Origin of the sequence: Arthrobacter sp. U41, assembly GCF_007679325.1 — a bacterium.
GTDB lineage: Bacteria > Actinomycetota > Actinomycetes > Actinomycetales > Micrococcaceae > Arthrobacter.
Genome location: NZ_VEGI01000003.1, coordinates 172,094 through 188,033, shown reverse-complemented (window position 1 = coordinate 188,033; position 15,940 = coordinate 172,094). Strand labels below are relative to the sequence as shown.

The 15,940-nt window shown below is 67.7% G+C and carries 14 protein-coding genes; 9 read left to right on the top strand and 5 right to left on the bottom strand.

Annotated features, from left to right (window positions below; all coding sequences use genetic code 11):
* Positions 1-3 precede the first annotated feature (3 nt).
* The 4 genes from FS787_RS12205 to FS787_RS12190 are packed head-to-tail and all read right to left on the bottom strand — an operon-like array spanning position 4 to position 6,189.
* Positions 4-1,770, bottom strand: coding sequence for an amidohydrolase (locus FS787_RS12205; RefSeq protein ID WP_144672681.1), 1,767 nt, complete (start codon positions 1,768-1,770; stop codon positions 4-6).
* A 19-nt stretch (positions 1,771-1,789) separates the two neighbouring features.
* Entirely contained in the window at positions 1,790-3,217 is a 1,428-nt protein-coding gene (locus tag FS787_RS12200) for a gamma-aminobutyraldehyde dehydrogenase (RefSeq protein ID WP_144672680.1), read from the bottom strand.
* Between the two features lie 12 nt (positions 3,218-3,229).
* Positions 3,230-4,855, bottom strand: a complete 1,626-nt coding sequence (locus tag FS787_RS12195) for a thiamine pyrophosphate-dependent enzyme (protein ID WP_144672679.1) — start codon at positions 4,853-4,855, stop codon at positions 3,230-3,232.
* Positions 4,852-6,189: an MFS transporter gene (locus tag FS787_RS12190; RefSeq protein ID WP_144672678.1), complete on the bottom strand. Its 1,338-nt coding sequence runs from the start codon at positions 6,187-6,189 to the stop codon at positions 4,852-4,854. The genes FS787_RS12195 and FS787_RS12190 overlap by 4 nt, the downstream gene beginning before the upstream one ends.
* A 195-nt stretch (positions 6,190-6,384) precedes the next feature.
* Here FS787_RS12190 and FS787_RS12185 point away from each other — a divergent pair, with 195 nt between their 5' ends.
* The 9 genes from FS787_RS12185 to FS787_RS12145 all read left to right on the top strand — a co-directional run bounded on the left by FS787_RS12185 (position 6,385) and on the right by FS787_RS12145 (position 15,154).
* A complete protein-coding gene (locus FS787_RS12185; protein ID WP_144672677.1) occupies positions 6,385-7,569 on the top strand; it encodes a CdaR family transcriptional regulator in 1,185 nt (394 codons plus the stop codon).
* Positions 7,570-7,701: 132 nt separating this feature from the next.
* Positions 7,702-9,063: an MFS transporter gene (locus FS787_RS12180; protein ID WP_186329180.1), complete on the top strand. Its 1,362-nt coding sequence runs from the start codon at positions 7,702-7,704 to the stop codon at positions 9,061-9,063.
* A complete protein-coding gene (locus tag FS787_RS12175; protein WP_260982530.1) occupies positions 9,060-9,530 on the top strand; it encodes a RidA family protein in 471 nt (156 codons plus the stop codon). Before FS787_RS12180 ends, FS787_RS12175 begins: the two co-directional genes overlap by 4 nt.
* The gene (locus FS787_RS12170) at positions 9,527-10,198 is read left to right on the top strand and encodes an RraA family protein (protein WP_260982529.1); all 672 of its coding nucleotides are present in this window, start codon (positions 9,527-9,529) and stop codon (positions 10,196-10,198) included. Before FS787_RS12175 ends, FS787_RS12170 begins: the two co-directional genes overlap by 4 nt.
* 43 nt (positions 10,199-10,241) lie before the next feature.
* Complete coding sequence (locus FS787_RS12165) at positions 10,242-10,781, top strand: NUDIX hydrolase family protein (protein WP_056427539.1); 540 nt, start codon at positions 10,242-10,244, stop codon at positions 10,779-10,781.
* Positions 10,782-10,863: 82 nt separating this feature from the next.
* On the top strand, positions 10,864-11,928 hold the full coding sequence (locus FS787_RS12160) for a DUF6707 family protein (protein WP_144672676.1): 1,065 nt from the start codon (positions 10,864-10,866) through the stop codon (positions 11,926-11,928).
* Positions 11,929-11,976: 48 nt separating this feature from the next.
* Complete coding sequence (locus FS787_RS12155; protein ID WP_144672675.1) at positions 11,977-12,702, top strand: SRPBCC domain-containing protein; 726 nt, start codon at positions 11,977-11,979, stop codon at positions 12,700-12,702.
* A gap of 33 nt (positions 12,703-12,735) precedes the next feature.
* A complete protein-coding gene (gene tgt, locus FS787_RS12150; protein ID WP_144672674.1) occupies positions 12,736-14,034 on the top strand; it encodes a tRNA guanosine(34) transglycosylase Tgt in 1,299 nt (432 codons plus the stop codon).
* A 157-nt stretch (positions 14,035-14,191) separates the two neighbouring features.
* Positions 14,192-15,154 (top strand): type IV toxin-antitoxin system AbiEi family antitoxin domain-containing protein, encoded by a 963-nt coding sequence (locus FS787_RS12145; protein WP_144672673.1) that lies wholly within the window; start codon positions 14,192-14,194, stop codon positions 15,152-15,154.
* A 59-nt stretch (positions 15,155-15,213) separates the two neighbouring features.
* Here the strand turns inward: FS787_RS12145 and FS787_RS12140 are convergent, their stop codons facing one another.
* Positions 15,214-15,909 (bottom strand): queuosine precursor transporter, encoded by a 696-nt coding sequence (locus FS787_RS12140; RefSeq protein ID WP_144672672.1) that lies wholly within the window; start codon positions 15,907-15,909, stop codon positions 15,214-15,216.
* Between the last annotated feature and the right edge of the window lie 31 nt (positions 15,910-15,940).

Below are 15,940 nucleotides of genomic sequence, written 5' to 3'. Positions count from 1 at the left end.
CCCCTATGAACGGTTGGTGGCTGGGCTGAAGCTGGGAGTGGTTGCGGCGGGATCGTCCGCCGGCCGGGGCGGCACGCCAGGCATCCGGAACGTGAACGTACCGCCGACGGCGGTTGCCAGGACCGTGAGTTCCTCGATGCTGGCGGCGGACAGCGGGGACCCGGAGAGGACGGTAAAGTCGGCCAGTTTTCCGGGGCTCAACGAGCCTTTGAGGTGCGATGCGCCGGTGGCCGCCGCGGCCTCGGTGGTGTACGCCGCCAGGGCCTGGAACGGGCTCAGCCGTTCGTCCGGGTTGCCGAACACGGCGCCGGAGGCGGTGCGCCGGTCCACGAAGGCCTGCATGCCCCGGAGCACGTTTCCGTCCGCCACGGGCCGGTCGGAGCTGCCGGCCAGCGTCACCCCGGCGGCCAGGAAGGACGCTGCGCGATAAGCCCAGCCGAGCCGTTCCGGACCGAGCGAGGCGGTCATACCGTCCCCGCCGTCGAAGAAGAAGCTGGCCTGCGGGGTGACGGCGATGCCCGCGGCGGCCAGCCGGTGCAGCTGCTCCGGCCGGGTCATCGAGGCGTGTTCGATCCGGTTGGGCACGGCCCGCGGGCCGTACTTCGCGGCACAGTCGGTGATGATGTCGATCGCGAGATCGACGGCGCGGTCCCCGATGGCGTGGGCGGCGATGGACCAGCCCGCCGCATAGGCGGCCTCCATTTTCGTCCGGAGCTCCTCCGGTTCGGCCTGGAAATAGCCGGTGTTGCCGGTGTTGTCCGTTCCGCCGTGGCTGCAGTAGTCCTGGCTGACCGCGGCCGTTTCGCCCAGCAGGGAGCCGTCCAGGAACACCTTCGCCGGGCCCAGCGACAGGAATTCGCCGCCAAAGCCGCTGGTGATGCCGAGGTCCAGGCCGGCCGTTGCCACGCCCGGCGGGTTCTGGCCGCCCAGGGGATGCAGCACGTCCAGGACCGGCATCAGCTGGGCCCGGGCATGGAGCCGGCCCGCCGACGCTGCCCGCTGGTAGGCGGCCAGCTCCACCGGGCTGTGGCCGATCCAGCCGCCGCCGATCCCCGCCTCGGTAAAGCTGGTGATGCCCTCCGCGGCGTAGTAGCTGGTGGCCCGGTCCAGTGCGGCTTCGATCGCCTCACTGGAGTACGGCAGGATCAGCTGCTGGATCAGCTGCTGGGCCCTTTCCTGGACCAGCCCGGTGGGCCGGCCGGCGGCGTCACGGACTATGACACCGCCGTCGGGGTCCGGGAACGACGCTTGGTCGGCGCCGGCCAGGCGGAGCGCGGCGGTGTTGACGATGGCCATGTGGCCGGAGTTGTGCCGTATGAACAGCGGCCGGTTTCCCGTGATCCGGTCCAGCACGGTGATATCCGGGAACTCGCCGCCGTGCTGCTGCTGGCTGAAGCCCGTGGCGAGAAGCCAGCCCGGTGCCGATCCGGCGCCGGGTTCTGCGGCGCTTGGCTCTGCTCCCTGTCCTGCGGAACCGTCCGCGGCCATGCCGGCCTCCAGCAGGGCGTAGAGCTGGTTCAGGCCGCGCGCGGCGGAGACGTCCAGTTCGGCGAGGCCGAGCCCGAACCAGGTGGTGTGGCAGTGCGCGTCAATGAAGCCGGGGGTCACGGTGGCGCCGCCGAGGTCCAGGACCTCGGCGGCTTCCAGCCCGTCCAGGTCATCGTCGAGGCCCACAATCCTGCCCTGCCAGATCCCCAGCGAGGTGGCGTGCGGGCGGCGTTCGTCCATGGTGATGATGTCCGCGTTGCGCAGCAGCAGATCGAGTTTCATGGGATACCTAGCGTGGTTTTCAGCGGTGGGAAGTGGTGACTGACTTGATGCGGGTGTAGTCCTCCAGGCCAAAGACGGAGAGGTCCTTGCCGGTGCCGGAGTGCTTGAACCCGCCGTGCGGGGCCTCGGCGGGGATCACCTGGTGGCAGTTGATCCAGACGGCGCCGAAGTCCAGCTCGTTGGACACCCGGGTGACGACGCCGTGGTTGTTCGACCAGATGCTGGAGGCGAGCGCGTACTTCGTCCCGTTGGCGAGCTCGATGGCCTCCTCCTCGGTGGCGAACGGCTGCACTGTGACCACCGGTCCGAAGATCTCCTCGCAGACCACCTCGTCGGCCTGGAATACGCCGTCGATCACGGTCGGTTCGAAGTGGAAACCGGCGCCGGTCCGCTTGCCCCCGGCGAGGACCCTGGCGTTCGCGGGCAGGCGGGACATAAAGCCCTCCACCCGGTCCAGCTGCGCGGCGCTGTTCAGCGGTCCCAGATCCGCGGCGTCGCCGCCGACCTGCAGCGCGGCGGCCGCGTCGGCGAGCGCGGTGGCGAACTTGAGGTGGATGGATTCCTCCACGAGCACACGGGTCACGGCGGTGCAGTCCTGTCCGGCGTTGAAGAACGCGCCGAGCGCAATCTCCCGGGCCGCCAGGTCAATGTCGGTGTCGGCGAAGACGATCGCGGGTGCCTTGCCGCCGAGTTCCAGGTGGACGTCCTTGAGGGTCTTCGACGCCGCGGACATCACCTGCGCCCCGGCCCGGGTGGAACCGGTGATGGACACCATTTCCGGGATCTGGTGCTCCACCATGGCGGCGCCGGTCCCCCGACCGCCGCAGATCACGTTCACGACGCCGGCCGGATAGGCCTCCTGCGCCAGCTCGCCCAGGATGAGGGTGGACCAGGGGGTGGTGTCCGCCGGTTTCAGCACCACGGTGTTGCCGGCGGCGAGCGCCGGTCCGATCTTCCAGATGGCCATCATGAACGGGTAGTTCCACGGGGTGATCTGGGCGACCACGCCGAGGGGTTCCCGCCGGACAGTGGAGGAGAAGCCCCGGACGTATTCGGTTTGCGCGGTTCCGGACACCACACGGCAGGCGCCGGCAAAGAAGCGCAGCTGGTCTGCTCCCCGGAGGATCTCGATCTCGCGGGTGACCGGGCGGGGTTTGCCGGTGCAGGCCACCTCGGCGTCCAGGAGCCTGTCGGCGTTGGCTTCGATGAGGTCGGCGAGCCTGAGCATCATGGCCTGGCGTTCGGCCGGGGTGGTCCGCTTGTAGCTCTGGAAGGCGGTGCGGGCCGCCTGGAAGGCACGGTCCACGGTGGCCGCGTCGCTGTCCGGGGCGGTGCCGAGCTGGACTCCGGTGGCGGGGTCGAAGAACGGCAGGCTGGGCCCGGCAGACCCGTCTGCGGCGCCGCCTGGGACGATCTCACCGTTGATGATGTTGTGCAGGGTGATCATGGCGGGCTCCGGTCAGTTGCTGGCGGTTTTGGGTGAGCGGGTGGCTGGGTCCTGCGGGAGGTGCAGGACCGCCGGCAGCCCGGATTCGACGGCGCGGCGGAAAGCAGCACCGAAGTCCTCGGTCTTCTCCACGCGTTCGCCGTAGCCGCCGTACGACCGGGCCAGCGCGGCGAAGTCCGGGTTGGTCATGTGGGTGCCCGAGGGGCGGCCCGGGTAGTGGCCTTCCTGGTGCTCGCGGATGGTGGCGAAGATGCCGTTGTCCACCACCAGGGCGATGAACTTCCCGCCGTGGCCCATGGCCGTGGCCATTTCCTGACCGTTCATCAGGAAGCACCCGTCGCCGGCCACGGAGATTACCTGGCGGCCGGGGTACGCAAGGGAGGCGGCCACCGCCGCCGGGATCCCCATGCCCATGGCGCCGTTCCGGGGCGCGGCGAGCGAGTTCGCTGTGTTGTGCTTCAGGTAGCGGGCCGGCCACAGCGAGTGGTTCCCGGCGCCGTAGGTGATGACGGCGTCGTCGTCCATTTCCTGCTTGAGGATTTCCATCACGACGGCGAGGTCCACATGGGTGCCGCCGTCCGGCTGGGCGCTGGAGAACTTCTCGTAGTCGGCGCGGGCGCCGGCCAGCCAGCCGGCCGCGGGTTCCACGGCGGATTCCGCGGCGGCGAGGGCCCTGGCGAAGGAGGTTACGTGGGCGGGAATGAGTTGATCCAGGCGGCCGAAGTGGCCCAGCAGATCGGCGCCGGGGTGGACGACGACCGTGACGGCGTCCAGCCCGCGCTTGTAACCGTCGGAGAGCACGTCCGCGCGGACACAGCCGACGAAGACGATCAGGTCGGCGTCGTCGAGGCGCCGGGCGTTGGCGTCGCTGCGGGCGTAGCCGAGGTAGCCGGCGTAGGAGTCACTGCCGTGCGGGACGGCGTCGTAGGCGCGGAAGTCCGCGAGCACGGGAACGCCGTGGCGGGAAGCCCAGCCGGCCAGCGCGTCCGAGGAAGCCTGGTCCCAGCCTTCGCCGCCCACCACGATCAGGGGCTTCCTGGCCGCGGCCAGTTTCGTCTCGAGGCCCGCCAGGTCCGCCGGGGCCGGTTCGGCCCGGGCCACGGTACGGGGCTCCACGGTGGCCGCGTCGATGGCGTGGACCAGCACGTCTTCGGGCAGGCCGATCACCACGGGTCCGGGACGGCCGCTGAGCGCGGTGAAGATGGCGTCGTCCACCACGCGGGCGGCGGAAGCGGCGTCGTCGAGCGTCACCACCTTTTTGGCTGTGCTGCCGAACCAGGCGTTGATGTCGAATTCCTGGAACGATTCCCGGCCGCGGTCAGCGACCGGGATGAGGCCCACGAACAGGATCATTGGGGTGGCATCCTGGTGCGCGGTGTGGATGGCGATGAAGGCATTGGCGGCGCCGGGGCCGCGGGTCACCATGGCCACGCCGGGGAGTTCCGTGAGCCGGCCTTCGGCGAGGGCCATGAACCCGGCGCCGCCCTCGTGGCGCGTCACCACAGTTTCGATGGAGGAATCGTGCAGGCCGTCCAGCACGTCCAGGAAGCTTTCGCCGGGGACGCCGTAGACGCGCTGGATACCGGCCCGTTCGAGCTGGGCAACAATCAGGTGCCCGGCGGTGGTTGGCGTGCTCAATGCTTCATGCCCTTTTCTTCAATGCTGAGTGCGGGCAGGAAGATCCCGGACAGTGCCGTCATCACGGAGACGACCAGCAGGATGATGGCGCCGGGCCAGAACGAGTTGCCGTTGGCTGCCACCAGGGCCGTCGCGATCAGCGGCACGAAGCCGGAAATGACACCGGCGCTGTTGGAGGTGATGGCCACGCCGGTGTACCGGACCTTCGTGGCGAAGAGCGCGGTGAGTGCCGTGCCGGACACGGCGTACGGGACGGACAGGGTGCAGACACCGATGATCATGGCGGTGACCACCAGGGCCGGAATGGCGGTGTCGATGGCCAGGAAGACCGGGATGGCCACCAGCGCAGAGGCGACGCCGCCCCAGAGGATCACCTTGCTGGCGCCGAACTTCTCGCCCATGCGGCCGGCCCAGATGAGGACAAAGATCTCGAAGACCGCGGCGAGGAGCGATCCCAGCAGCAGGGTTTCGTAGGGCATCTTGAGGATCTTGGTGCCGTAGAAGACCACGAAGCTGGTGATGAGGTAGAAACCGCCGATGCCGAGCAGCGCCGAGCACATGCCGACCAGGATCTGGCGCCAGCTCTTCGTCAGCACGCCGCGGATGGGCGCGTGCTCGGTCTCGCCGGATTCCATCAGCGCTTCGAATTCCGGGGACTCGCTGAGCTTGCTGCGGATCCACAGGGAGATGGCCAGCAACGGGATCGCCGCAATGAACGGGACGCGCCAGCCCCAGGCGTCGAAGTTGGTCTGGCCCACCAGGTAGAGCATGCCGAAGAAGCCGCCGGAGGAAAGGATGGTGCCAATCGGTGAACCGATCTGCGGCAAGGCCGCGTACCGTGCCCGCTTGGCGACCGGGGCGTTTTCGACGGCGATGATCACCGCGCCGCTCCACTCGCCGCCGACGGCCAGGCCCTGCAGGATCCGCAGCGCCACCAGGATGATGGGGGCTGCGACGCCGATGGTCATGTAGTTCGGCAGGAGTCCGATCAGGCCGGTCACGACGCCGATGCCCACGATGGTGACCATGAGGATCTTCTTGCGCCCCACCTTGTCCCCGAGGGCGCCGAAGATGAAACCGCCGATCGGGCGGGCCACGAAGCCCACGGCCAGTGTGGCGAAGGAGCTCATGGCCGAGACGAAGGGGTCCTGGGACACGAAGTACTGCGCGTTGAACACCAGGGCCGCGGCGGTGGTGAACAGGAAGAAGTCGTACCATTCCAGCGCCGTTCCCACGAGGGCCGCGAGGGCGACTTTCTTGGCCACGCTCTCATCGACGGGCCCCGGCGACTGCGGGCTGGCGATGGTGGTGGCGTTGCTTGCGCTACTTGCCATGATTACTCCAAAGAAATGTGACTGGTCTTTGCTGTTGCCGGTGCGGTCTCCCCCATCCGGGGATTGTTCCGGCTCCGGGAGGATGCTTCCGTGGGGTGTGATTGGGCTCACCCGTGTGCTTCGTTCCATTCTGCCAGTAGATTTTTCCAAAATAACTAGCAGTGCGTCACGTAAACTGGACCCTACAATGTGAGAATGCACAATTTTGAGTCGCCGGGCGCCGAGGTCCGCTGGAGTGAGCTGGTGGACCAGCTCGAAGGCCGGCTGGACATCCTGGCCCAGACCTTCACCGCCCGGGTGCGGCAAATCCCGGAGTACGGAGACAGCCAGGTGACTGTTCCGGAAATCCGGGACACGGCGCGGGAAACTTTTCGACGGCTCATCCACGGGCTGCGGAGCGGCCCGGAGGACACGGCACGGGACGGGCTGCTCGCCTTTGCCTCGGACCTCGGGTCCAAGCGCGCCCGGGCCGGGATCCCGCCGGAATCCCTGACCTCGGCTGTCCGGCTGGACTTCAGCATCCTGTGGGCGGACCTGCTGGAGATCGCCGCGCCGGAGGACGCGGGCCTGCTCGCGTCCCGGGTGGATCTGGTCTGGCGGGTCGTCGACGAATTCGCCACCCGGACCCACATGAGCTACCTCACCGAGCGGGTGCGCATGGCCCAGGAAGAGTCCAGCATCCAACGCGAATTCATCGCGCGGCTCTTCAACCAGAGCACGCCCTCGGCCGAAACGTCCGCCCAGGTCGGTTCGGCCCTGGGTATCGGCCCGGATGCCCGCTGCGGCCTCGTCGCTGCCGGCGGCGAAGCCGGGGCACGCCTCCGTGCTGCGGCCACGCAGGCCGGCTCCGCCCAGCGCCGCCACAAAATCTTCCTCCACGAATCCGGCGGAAACACCTACCTGTTCTGGCCGCTCCCCCCGCGCGCGGCACGGGCGGCGCGGGGTGCGGCGCCGCAGTTGCCGCCGGTCCTGGCGGACATCCCCTGCGGTTACGTGCCGGAGGTGTACGGGCTGCGCGGTCTCCCCGCCGCGGCCCGGACGGCAGAAAGCCTCGCGGCCCTGCTTCGGCCGGCCGACTCCGGGCCCCTCTCCGCAGATGCCGCGTGGACCCGGCTGGCGCAGCAGAACCTCCAGGACGCCGGGCTGGATCTCGCCGCCCAGCTGGAGGAGGCGCTGGAGGAATGCCGCGGCGGGGAACGCGAACGCCTCACGGAGACTGTGCGGCATTATCTGTCCACCGGCAACGTCACGGCCACAGCCGAACAGCTGTTCTGCCACCGGAACACCATCCTGAACCGGATCAACCGTTTCGAGGAGCTAACCGGAATCGACCTCACCGTCCCTGCCCAGGCGGCCCGGCTGGTGGTGGCCTGGGCCTAGGCATTGTGTGAACGCACACTTTGGGGCGATTTTTGGTGGGATTTCTGCCATTGAGCTGTGATCCTCAACACAGAATAGTGGGCTACTACCTTGCACCGGACACTCGTCCCCGCACCCCATCTGGAGATACTGATGGCCCAACTAGTAGAAACCACCTCCCCCGCGTCTGCCCGGCTAGACCTGGTCAAAATGCGGAAGATCGCGCTCGCGAGTGTCATCGGCACCACCGTCGAGTGGTACGACCTCTTTGTGTTCGGCACCGCTTCCGCGCTGGTGTTCAACAAGATCTTCTTCCCCAGCTTTGACCCGATCGTCGGCACCATGCTCGCCTTCGGAACGTTCGCGTCCGCCTATGTGGCCCGCATGGTGGGCGCCATCATCTTCGGCCACTTCGGGGACCGGCTGGGCCGGAAGTCCATGCTGCTCATTTCGCTGCTGACCATGGGCGCAGCCACCTTCGCGATCGGCCTGCTGCCGGACTACAACAGCATCGGCATCATGGCGCCACTGCTGCTGCTCCTCCTGCGCGTCATCCAGGGCCTGGCCCTGGGCGGCGAATGGGGCGGCGCCGTCCTGATGACGGTGGAGCACGCTCCCCCGTCGCGCCGCGGGTTCTACGGCTCGCTGGTCCAGGTGGGCGTCCCCGCCGGAACCCTGATCGCCAACGTCGCGTTCCTCATCGTCGCCTCAAGTGTGAGCACCGAAGACCTTCTCGCCTGGGGCTGGCGGATCCCGTTCCTGGCGTCCGCGCTGCTCGTGGCGGTGGGCATCTACATCCGGCTGCACATCGAGGAAACCCCGTCCTTCCAGGCGGTCAAGGAAGCCGGCGCCAAAGCCAAGCTGCCCTTCGCGGCCCTCATGGCCAAGTACTGGAAGCAGGTCATCCTCGGCGGTGTCGCCACGCTGTCCACCGGCAGCACGTTCACGCTGCTGGTCGCCTCGGGTGTGTCCTACGGCAAGAAGGAACTGGGCCACTCCGAGGCCCTCATGCTGTGGGTGGTGCTGGCGGCCTGCGCCCTGTGCTTTGTCCTGATCCCCTTCTTCGGGCAGCTTTCTGACAAGTACGGCCGCAAACCGATCATCTACGCCGGTGTCGCCGCCGAAGCCTTGTTCGCCTTCCCGATGTTCTGGCTCATGGACACGAAGTCCGTGCCGCTGCTCTTCGTCGCCTACCTGGCCATGATGACCGCCTTCGCCGCCAATTACGGCCCGATCGCGACCTTCCTCGCCGAACTCTTCGGTTCCAAGGTCCGCTACTCCGGGCTGTCCGTCGCCTACATGCTGTCCGGGCTCCTCGGCAGCGCCGCGACGCCGTTCATCACCACGTGGCTGCTCGGGGTGACCCACCAGAGTTCCTCCATCGCCTGGTACATCATGGCCGCCTCCCTTGTCTCGCTGGGTGCCTTGTTCGTCCTGACGGAAACCCGCCACGGCAACATCGACGCCGTCGACATGGCCCCCGCCGACGCCGTCGAAGCGGAGGCCGCCAAATGACCGTTGCCCCCGGCGTTGTCCCTGCGGGCCGTCCCGCCGGCCTTCCCGCTGTTTCTCCCGTAGACGAGACTGTTCGCCGGATCGCACAGATCCCCGGTGGCGCGGCCGCCGTCGGCCCGTTCTCCCAGGCGGTCGTCGCCAACGGATTCGTGTTCACGGCCGGCCAGATTCCCGCGATCAGCGGGCTGGATGACCAGCCGGACACGTTCGAGGACCAGGTGCGCCAGACCATCCTCAATCTCCGGTCCGTGCTTGAGGCCGCCGGGTCGGGCCTGGATCACGTGGTCAAGATCAACGCCTACCTCACCGATCCCGGCCGGCTGGATGACTACAACCGGGTCTACTCGGAGTTCTTCGGAACCGCCAAGCCGGCGCGGACCACCGTCTGCGTGAGCCTGTGGGGCGTGGCGCTGGAAATCGACTGCGTGGCCGTGGTGGCCGGCGCGGCCGCTGCTGGGATCCCGTGAGCGGCGGGAACGCCGTGCGCGCCCGGCTCGCCGAGGGGCCCGAGGGCCTCGGCGAGCGTCCGGAGGGGGGCCTCGGCGAGGGCCTCGCCGCCGTCAGTTACCCCACGATCGGGCACTTCCTGGAGGACGGGTTCGTGGATCCGGCCATCCGGTCGCTGCTCGACGGCGTCAAGGTGGCGGGCCCGGCGGTTACGGTGCGCATCGCGGAGTGCGATGCCTACGCCATGAACCGGGCCCTGCTGGAGCTGTACCCGGGAGCGGTGTTGGTGGTGGACATGTCCGGTGACCACCGGCACGCCCCCGTGGGCGCGGTCACCGCGGCAGCGGCCACGGCGCAAGGCGCCGCCGGCGTCGTCGTCGACGGGGTGGCCACCGACATCCTGGAACTTCGGGCCACCGGCCTGCCGGTTTTCGCCCGCGGGACCTCGTGCCTGACCACCAAACGGGTCCGCAGCGGCGGCTCCGCCGTGAACGTGCCGGTGCAGTGCGGCGGCATCCGCGTCCGGCCCGGTGACTGGGTGCTGGGGGACGACAACGGCGTGATCGTCCTGTCCCCGGAGGCTGCGGCCGAAGTCCTGGGGCGGGCCCTGGCGTCCGACGCCGCAGAACCGGCGCTGCTGGCACGGATAGCCGCCGGGGAACCCCTGGAATCGGTGCTCGCCATCTAGCGGCGGCGCAGGGTTCGGGTCAGGGATGGGGTAGAACTTAACCATGAACGTTCGCACCCCTGACCCGAACCCCGGCTGGCTCTCCGACGATGATTTGTTCGAGGCCCGCGGCCGGTTGCCCATGGTCTACGTCGAGGCCGTCCCGGTCCGGCTGGACCCGCTCGGGTTTGTGAACGAAGTCGGCACGCTCCTGCAGGCCGACGAGGACGGCAACATGATCCGCTCGCTGGTTTCCGGCCGCGTGCTGTACCGGGAGACCATCCGCGCGGCCCTGCTGCGCCACATGGAGAAGGACCTGGGCCCCCTCGCGTTCCCCCAGCTGCCTATCAGCCCGGTGCCGTTCACAGTGGCCGAGTACTTCCCGTCCCCATCCCACACGGGGTTCACCGACGACCGCCAGCACGCTGTCGCGCTGGCGTACATCATCCCGGTCACCGGCGAATGCTCCCCGCGGCAGGACGCGCTGGAACTGACGTGGATGACGCCGCAGGAAGTTATGAGCTCGGATGTCCAGCTCGAATTCAGCGGTGGCCGCGGGGCCCTGATCCGGCAGGCCCTGGCCTTCGCGGGCGTCGGGAACTGACCGGAGCCGGCTGCATCCCCGACATCCCGCGCGTGCCTTTGTAGACTGTTGGGCGGACCGCAAAAGAATTTAAGGACTCCAGATGACCCACCCCCCGGCCGCCCCGAACTACATCGAACAGCAGGCTGGATCTCTGCAGAGCGGCGATCATCTGCTCCTGCCCGACGGCAACCGCTCCGCCGAAATTCAGCGCGTGGACGTCGAAACCGACGATTTCGGCACCCCGGCCATGGTCCTGGCGACCCTCACCGGCGGCGGCGGACTCCGGATTGCGGCCGCGTCCACTGTCCTGATTCTGGAGGCGGCGGCCGAGGTTGCGGAAACCCCGTCGGACGACGAAGGCTCGCCGGTGCAGCTCGTCGACGCGGCCACGGAGGATGGCAGGGCCGACGTCGACAGCAATGAGGCCGGCAGCGTTCAGGCCGGCGCCGGTGCTCAGGACAAGCGCGGGGAGAACGACGGCGGCGCTGCCGCCGTCGTCGTTCCTCCCCTGCCGCCCGCTCCGCCCGCGGTGAGCGGCCCCAGCGAAGAGGACCTGGCCCTGATTCCTGCCCCGGTGGGCACGCCCGAGTCCGTGGTGGAGGCGGCGGCCGGGGCGCACCCGAAGTCGGTGGGGGTGCTGCTGCTCAGCGAGCGCCTGGCCAAGGGCATCAACACCAAGTCCGGCAGCTGCCTTAAGGACCTCAGCGACCTCGCGCAGGAGCTGTTCATCATCCTCAAGGATCCCGAGAACGCCCTCGCCGTTGCGGATCTGCTCAATGTGCTGCCCTTCGACGGCAACCGCGGCCGCTGGTCGTCGGTAGAAGCCTCCCTGGCGCTGTCCAGCTACATCTGCCGCCAGCTCGGCCAGGAAGAACGCGCCGCCGTCTACGAGAAGTTCCTCCGCGCCCCCGAAGCCATGGAGACGGACCCGTTCAAGGCCCGGATCAACGCCAAGGTCCGCCAGCGCTCGCTCAACGAACCGAACCTGTACGACAAGGAAATCTTCCGCTCGATGGACAACTCGAACCCGGATGCGGAACGCGAGTGGCGGCTCCTGCGGCTCGAGACGCTCCTGTTCCTGCGCGCCCACGGCGGATCGGAGACCATCGGCGCCACCGAGCTGGACCGCCGGATCGGCAACGAGCTCGAGTCTGTCCGCTCCTAAGGCGTTTGGCCCCTACCCCCTCACGGCCGGCCGTTGTAGATTCACCCCATGACGAACAATCTGAGCGTTGTGATCAACTCCGACGCGCAGCAGGTTTGGACAATGCTGCGCGAACCCGCCAAGGTAGCCCAGTGGCACGGCTGGGAGGCCGACGACCAGGCGGCAGAGATCAATGAAATCTACTTCAGCCCCAATGTCATTGAAGGCGCCGACCACACCTCCCTGGTGGTCGACGGTGGGGACGTGTTCACCCTGAAACCGGTTCCGACCGGCACGGAAGTCAGCGTCACTCGGGCCGCCGTGGACCACAATTCCGAGTGGGCCGCCTGGGACGAGGACATCACCCAGGGCTGGCTGACGTTCATCCAGCAGCTTCGTTTTGCCCTTGAACGGCATCCGCACGGCAACCGCCGTACCTTCTTCTTCTCGGTCCCCGGGAACGACGGGTCCGCCATCGAAAAGCTGGGACTCTCGGACGTTCCCAAGCCCGGTGAACCGTATTCGCTCACCCTGGCGACGGGCGAGGAAATCTCCGGCAGGGTCTGGTTCCGTAGCAACCACCAGGTGGGGCTCACGGTCCACCACTACGCCGAGCACGGCGAGGGCCTGGTGATCGTGGCGGACCAGCCGGCCATCAAGGACATCCGGCCCGAGGGCGGGTCCCTGGTGATCGTCTCCACCTATGACCTCGGGGCGCACCAGCTGGAGTCCATTCGCAGCTACTGGGACAAGTGGCGGGCTGAGAACTACCCCACATCCGATCCGCTCCACTAAGGGTTGGCGGCTGTTAGCTGGCACACTTGAACGGTGCCAGCCAATCCTGAATCACCCGTGCCGCCGCTCCTGCCGGCCCAGCAGTCCGAGTTTTCCTTCCGCGTGGGCAAACGCCTGAGCGAAAGTTGCGCGCCGTCGGAGGCGCAAATTGCGGCCAACGGCGGGGAGTTCCTGGGCCGCACCGGCACCATCACCACACCGCACGGCGAGATCCAGACCCCCGCGTTCATCGCCGTCGGCACCAAGGCCACCGTCAAGTCGGTGCTCCCGGAGTCTGTTGCCGAGCTGGGCGCGCAGGCCGTGCTGGCCAACGCCTACCACCTGTACCTGCAGCCCGGCGCAGACATCCTGGATGAGGCCGGCGGGCTGGGCGCGTTCATGAACTGGCGCGGGCCCACCTTCACCGACTCCGGCGGGTTCCAGGTGATGAGCCTGGGCTCGGGGTTCAAGAAGGTCATCGACATGAAGTCGGTGGACAATTCGGGGCCCGATGACGCCGTCGCCCCCGGCAAGGAGCGCCTGGCCCACGTGGACGAGGAAGGCGTGTGGTTTAAAAGCCACCTCAACGGCGACCGGCACCGCTTCAGCCCTGAGATCTCCATGAACGTCCAGCACCAGATCGGCGCGGACATCATGTTCGCCTTCGATGAGCTCACCACGCTGCAGAATTCCCGCGGCTACCAGGAGGAGTCACTGGAGCGCACGCGCCGCTGGGCCGAGCGCTGCATTGCCGAGCATTTCCGGCTGACCGCTGAACGGGCGGGCAAGCCCTACCAGGCCCTGTTCGGGGTCATCCAGGGCGCGCAGTACGAGGACCTGCGCCGGAAGGCCTGCCGGGACCTGGGCGCCATGAACTTCGACGGCTTCGGCATCGGCGGCGCCCTGGAGAAGGAGAACCTGGGCACCATCGTGCGCTGGTGCAACGAGGAACTGCCGGAGAACAAACCCCGGCACCTCCTCGGCATCTCCGAGCCGGACGATATTTTCACCGCGATCGAGAACGGCGCGGACACCTTCGACTGTGTCTCCCCCACCCGGGTGGCCCGGAACTCGGCGTTCTACCACCCCACCGGCCGGTACAACCTCTCCGGCGCCATGTACAAGCGCGACTTCGGCCCGCTGCAGGAAGGCTGCGACTGCTACGCCTGCCTGAACTATTCGCGGGCCTACATCCACCACCTGTTCAAAGCCAAGGAAATGGTCTCCGCCACGCTGATCTCGATCCACAACGAGCGCTTTGTGGTGAAAATGGTCGACGACGCCCGTCTCGCCATCGAGGCCGGCAACTTCTTCGAGTTCAAGACCGAGACCCTGCGGAACTACTACTCCTAGGTTCCACGGCCGGCGTCGGGGTCGCCGCCGATTCGACGGTTCCCTGCGCCCACGACGTCGGGAAACGTCGAGCAGGCAGGCAACCGTCGAATCGGGGCTTTCCACATACCCGCCCAAGTCTCTGGGCGGAGGAGTACGCGCGCGTGACGCTGGTTCCATGACCCTCGAACTCCCCGCAACCGCGGACCTCTGGCGCACGGACCAGCTCCTGGCATCCGGACTGAACTCCCGGGCCATTGCACAGCTGGTGCAAGGGGCGGAGCTCATCCGATTGCGCCGGGGCACTTACGCGCGTGCAGAGTGGTGGCGGGGGCTGAACTCCACCGTCCGACGGCGGCAGCTGGTCTTCGCCCATTCGCTCGGGACGCTAAGGACGTCGCCGGGGCGCTTTGTCTACAGCCACGTCTCGGGTGCCAGCCTGCATGACCTCCAGCTGTGGAAAGTCGACGACCGGGTGCACCTGACCCAGGAGAAATGCCCCTCCGGGATATCGCATGGGCGCGACGTCGTGGCGCACACCCGGCCTCTGGGCAGCCACGAGGTGTGCTTCGTGGACGGGCTTCCCTGCACCTCGCTGGAACGCACCGTGGTGGATTGCTGCCTGATGTTCACCGTGCCGCAAGCCGTAATTCTGATGGATCACGCCGCCCGGATGGGCGCTGACCTTGGCCTCGTCCGGGCCCGGTGCACCGATCTCGCAGGCCGCAACGGAGTGGTCGCCTTGCGGCGGGCCCTCGAACTGGCTGACCCCCGCTCCGAGTCTGCCGGCGAGAGCCTGACAAGGGAACTGCTGCACAGGCTCAGGGTCACGCCGCCCGAGGTGCAGTTCGTGGTCCGGACGCCGCTCGGGGAGCACCGGCTGGACTTTGCGTGGCCGGAGCGAATGGTTGCCCTCGAGTTCGACGGCAGGACCAAGTACTTCGACTACCGTCCCACGGGCGACGTCCTGTTCGCCGAGCGGCGCCGCGAGAAAGCACTGATGGAACAGGGCTGGACGTTCATCCGGATCGAGTGGCGGGACTTGTTTAACGAAGTGGAGTTCAAGTACCGGGTGCTGCGGGCCTTGAGCCGGGGCTCGGCGGCCGACAGCCCGCCGTTTCGACGGTTCCGCGGCGGCTAGACGGTTGGCCGCGTCGAGTGGGCACGGAACCGTCGAAACGGCGGAGGTACAAGGAACCCCTACGCCCCGTAGCTCGGTTCGCGCTTCTTGATCCAGCCGATCGCGCCCGCCGTGACCGGGACGAAGAGGAACTCCACGAGGGTCTTGTAGAGGAAGCCCACAGCGACGTAATTCACGAACGTGCCGACGTCGGTAATTCCGATAACGGAAGCCGCGATGCTGCAGAAAATCAGGGTATCCACGAACTCACCGGCCACTGACGAACCCATGATGCGTGCCCAGAGGGACTTCTCCCCCGTGCGCGCCTTCATCTTCACCAGGATCCAGGCGTTGATCGTCTGTCCGGCCAGGAACGCCAGCAGCGAGGCGAGCACAATCTGCGGGACCGGGCCCAGGGCGCCTTCCAGAGCGGACTGCTTGGCGGCGCCGAAATCGTCGTCGAAGCCCGGCAGCGCGATGATGACCCAGTAGCAGAGCGACGCGAAGACGGACAGCGCGAACGTGGTGAAAATAGCCTTGCGCGCCACCTTGAAGCCATAGACCTCGCTGATGACATCGCCCAGGATGTAGGCCAGCGGGAAGAGGAAGAAGCCGCCGTCGGTGATGATCGGGCCGATTGCGACGCCTTTCGATGCCCCGATGTTGGACAGGATCAGCACCACGGCCATGGCAGCGAGCATGATGCCGAAGTACGGGGAGCCGATGGAAGCGAACTTTGGCGGGGCTGCGGCCGGCATGGTTTTGGCGGAAGTCATGGGTGTTCCATTCGTAGTGGTTCGCTCGGCG

Bases quoted from the DNA above. Each gene is read 5' to 3' on its own strand.
- FS787_RS12145 (WP_144672673.1), top strand. From the start codon at position 14,192: ATGACCCTCGAACTCCCCGCAACCGCGGACCTCTGGCGCACGGACCAG.
- FS787_RS12155 (WP_144672675.1), top strand. From the start codon at position 11,977: ATGACGAACAATCTGAGCGTTGTGATCAACTCCGACGCGCAGCAGGTT.
- FS787_RS12190 (WP_144672678.1), bottom strand. From the start codon at position 6,189: ATGGCAAGTAGCGCAAGCAACGCCACCACCATCGCCAGCCCGCAGTCG.
- FS787_RS12180 (WP_186329180.1), top strand. From the start codon at position 7,702: ATGGCCCAACTAGTAGAAACCACCTCCCCCGCGTCTGCCCGGCTAGAC.
- FS787_RS12140 (WP_144672672.1), bottom strand. From the start codon at position 15,909: ATGACTTCCGCCAAAACCATGCCGGCCGCAGCCCCGCCAAAGTTCGCT.
- FS787_RS12175 (WP_260982530.1), top strand. From the start codon at position 9,060: ATGACCGTTGCCCCCGGCGTTGTCCCTGCGGGCCGTCCCGCCGGCCTT.
- FS787_RS12160 (WP_144672676.1), top strand. From the start codon at position 10,864: ATGACCCACCCCCCGGCCGCCCCGAACTACATCGAACAGCAGGCTGGA.
- FS787_RS12185 (WP_144672677.1), top strand. From the start codon at position 6,385: ATGCACAATTTTGAGTCGCCGGGCGCCGAGGTCCGCTGGAGTGAGCTG.
- FS787_RS12165 (WP_056427539.1), top strand. From the start codon at position 10,242: ATGAACGTTCGCACCCCTGACCCGAACCCCGGCTGGCTCTCCGACGAT.
- FS787_RS12205 (WP_144672681.1), bottom strand. From the start codon at position 1,770: ATGAAACTCGATCTGCTGCTGCGCAACGCGGACATCATCACCATGGAC.
- FS787_RS12200 (WP_144672680.1), bottom strand. From the start codon at position 3,217: ATGATCACCCTGCACAACATCATCAACGGTGAGATCGTCCCAGGCGGC.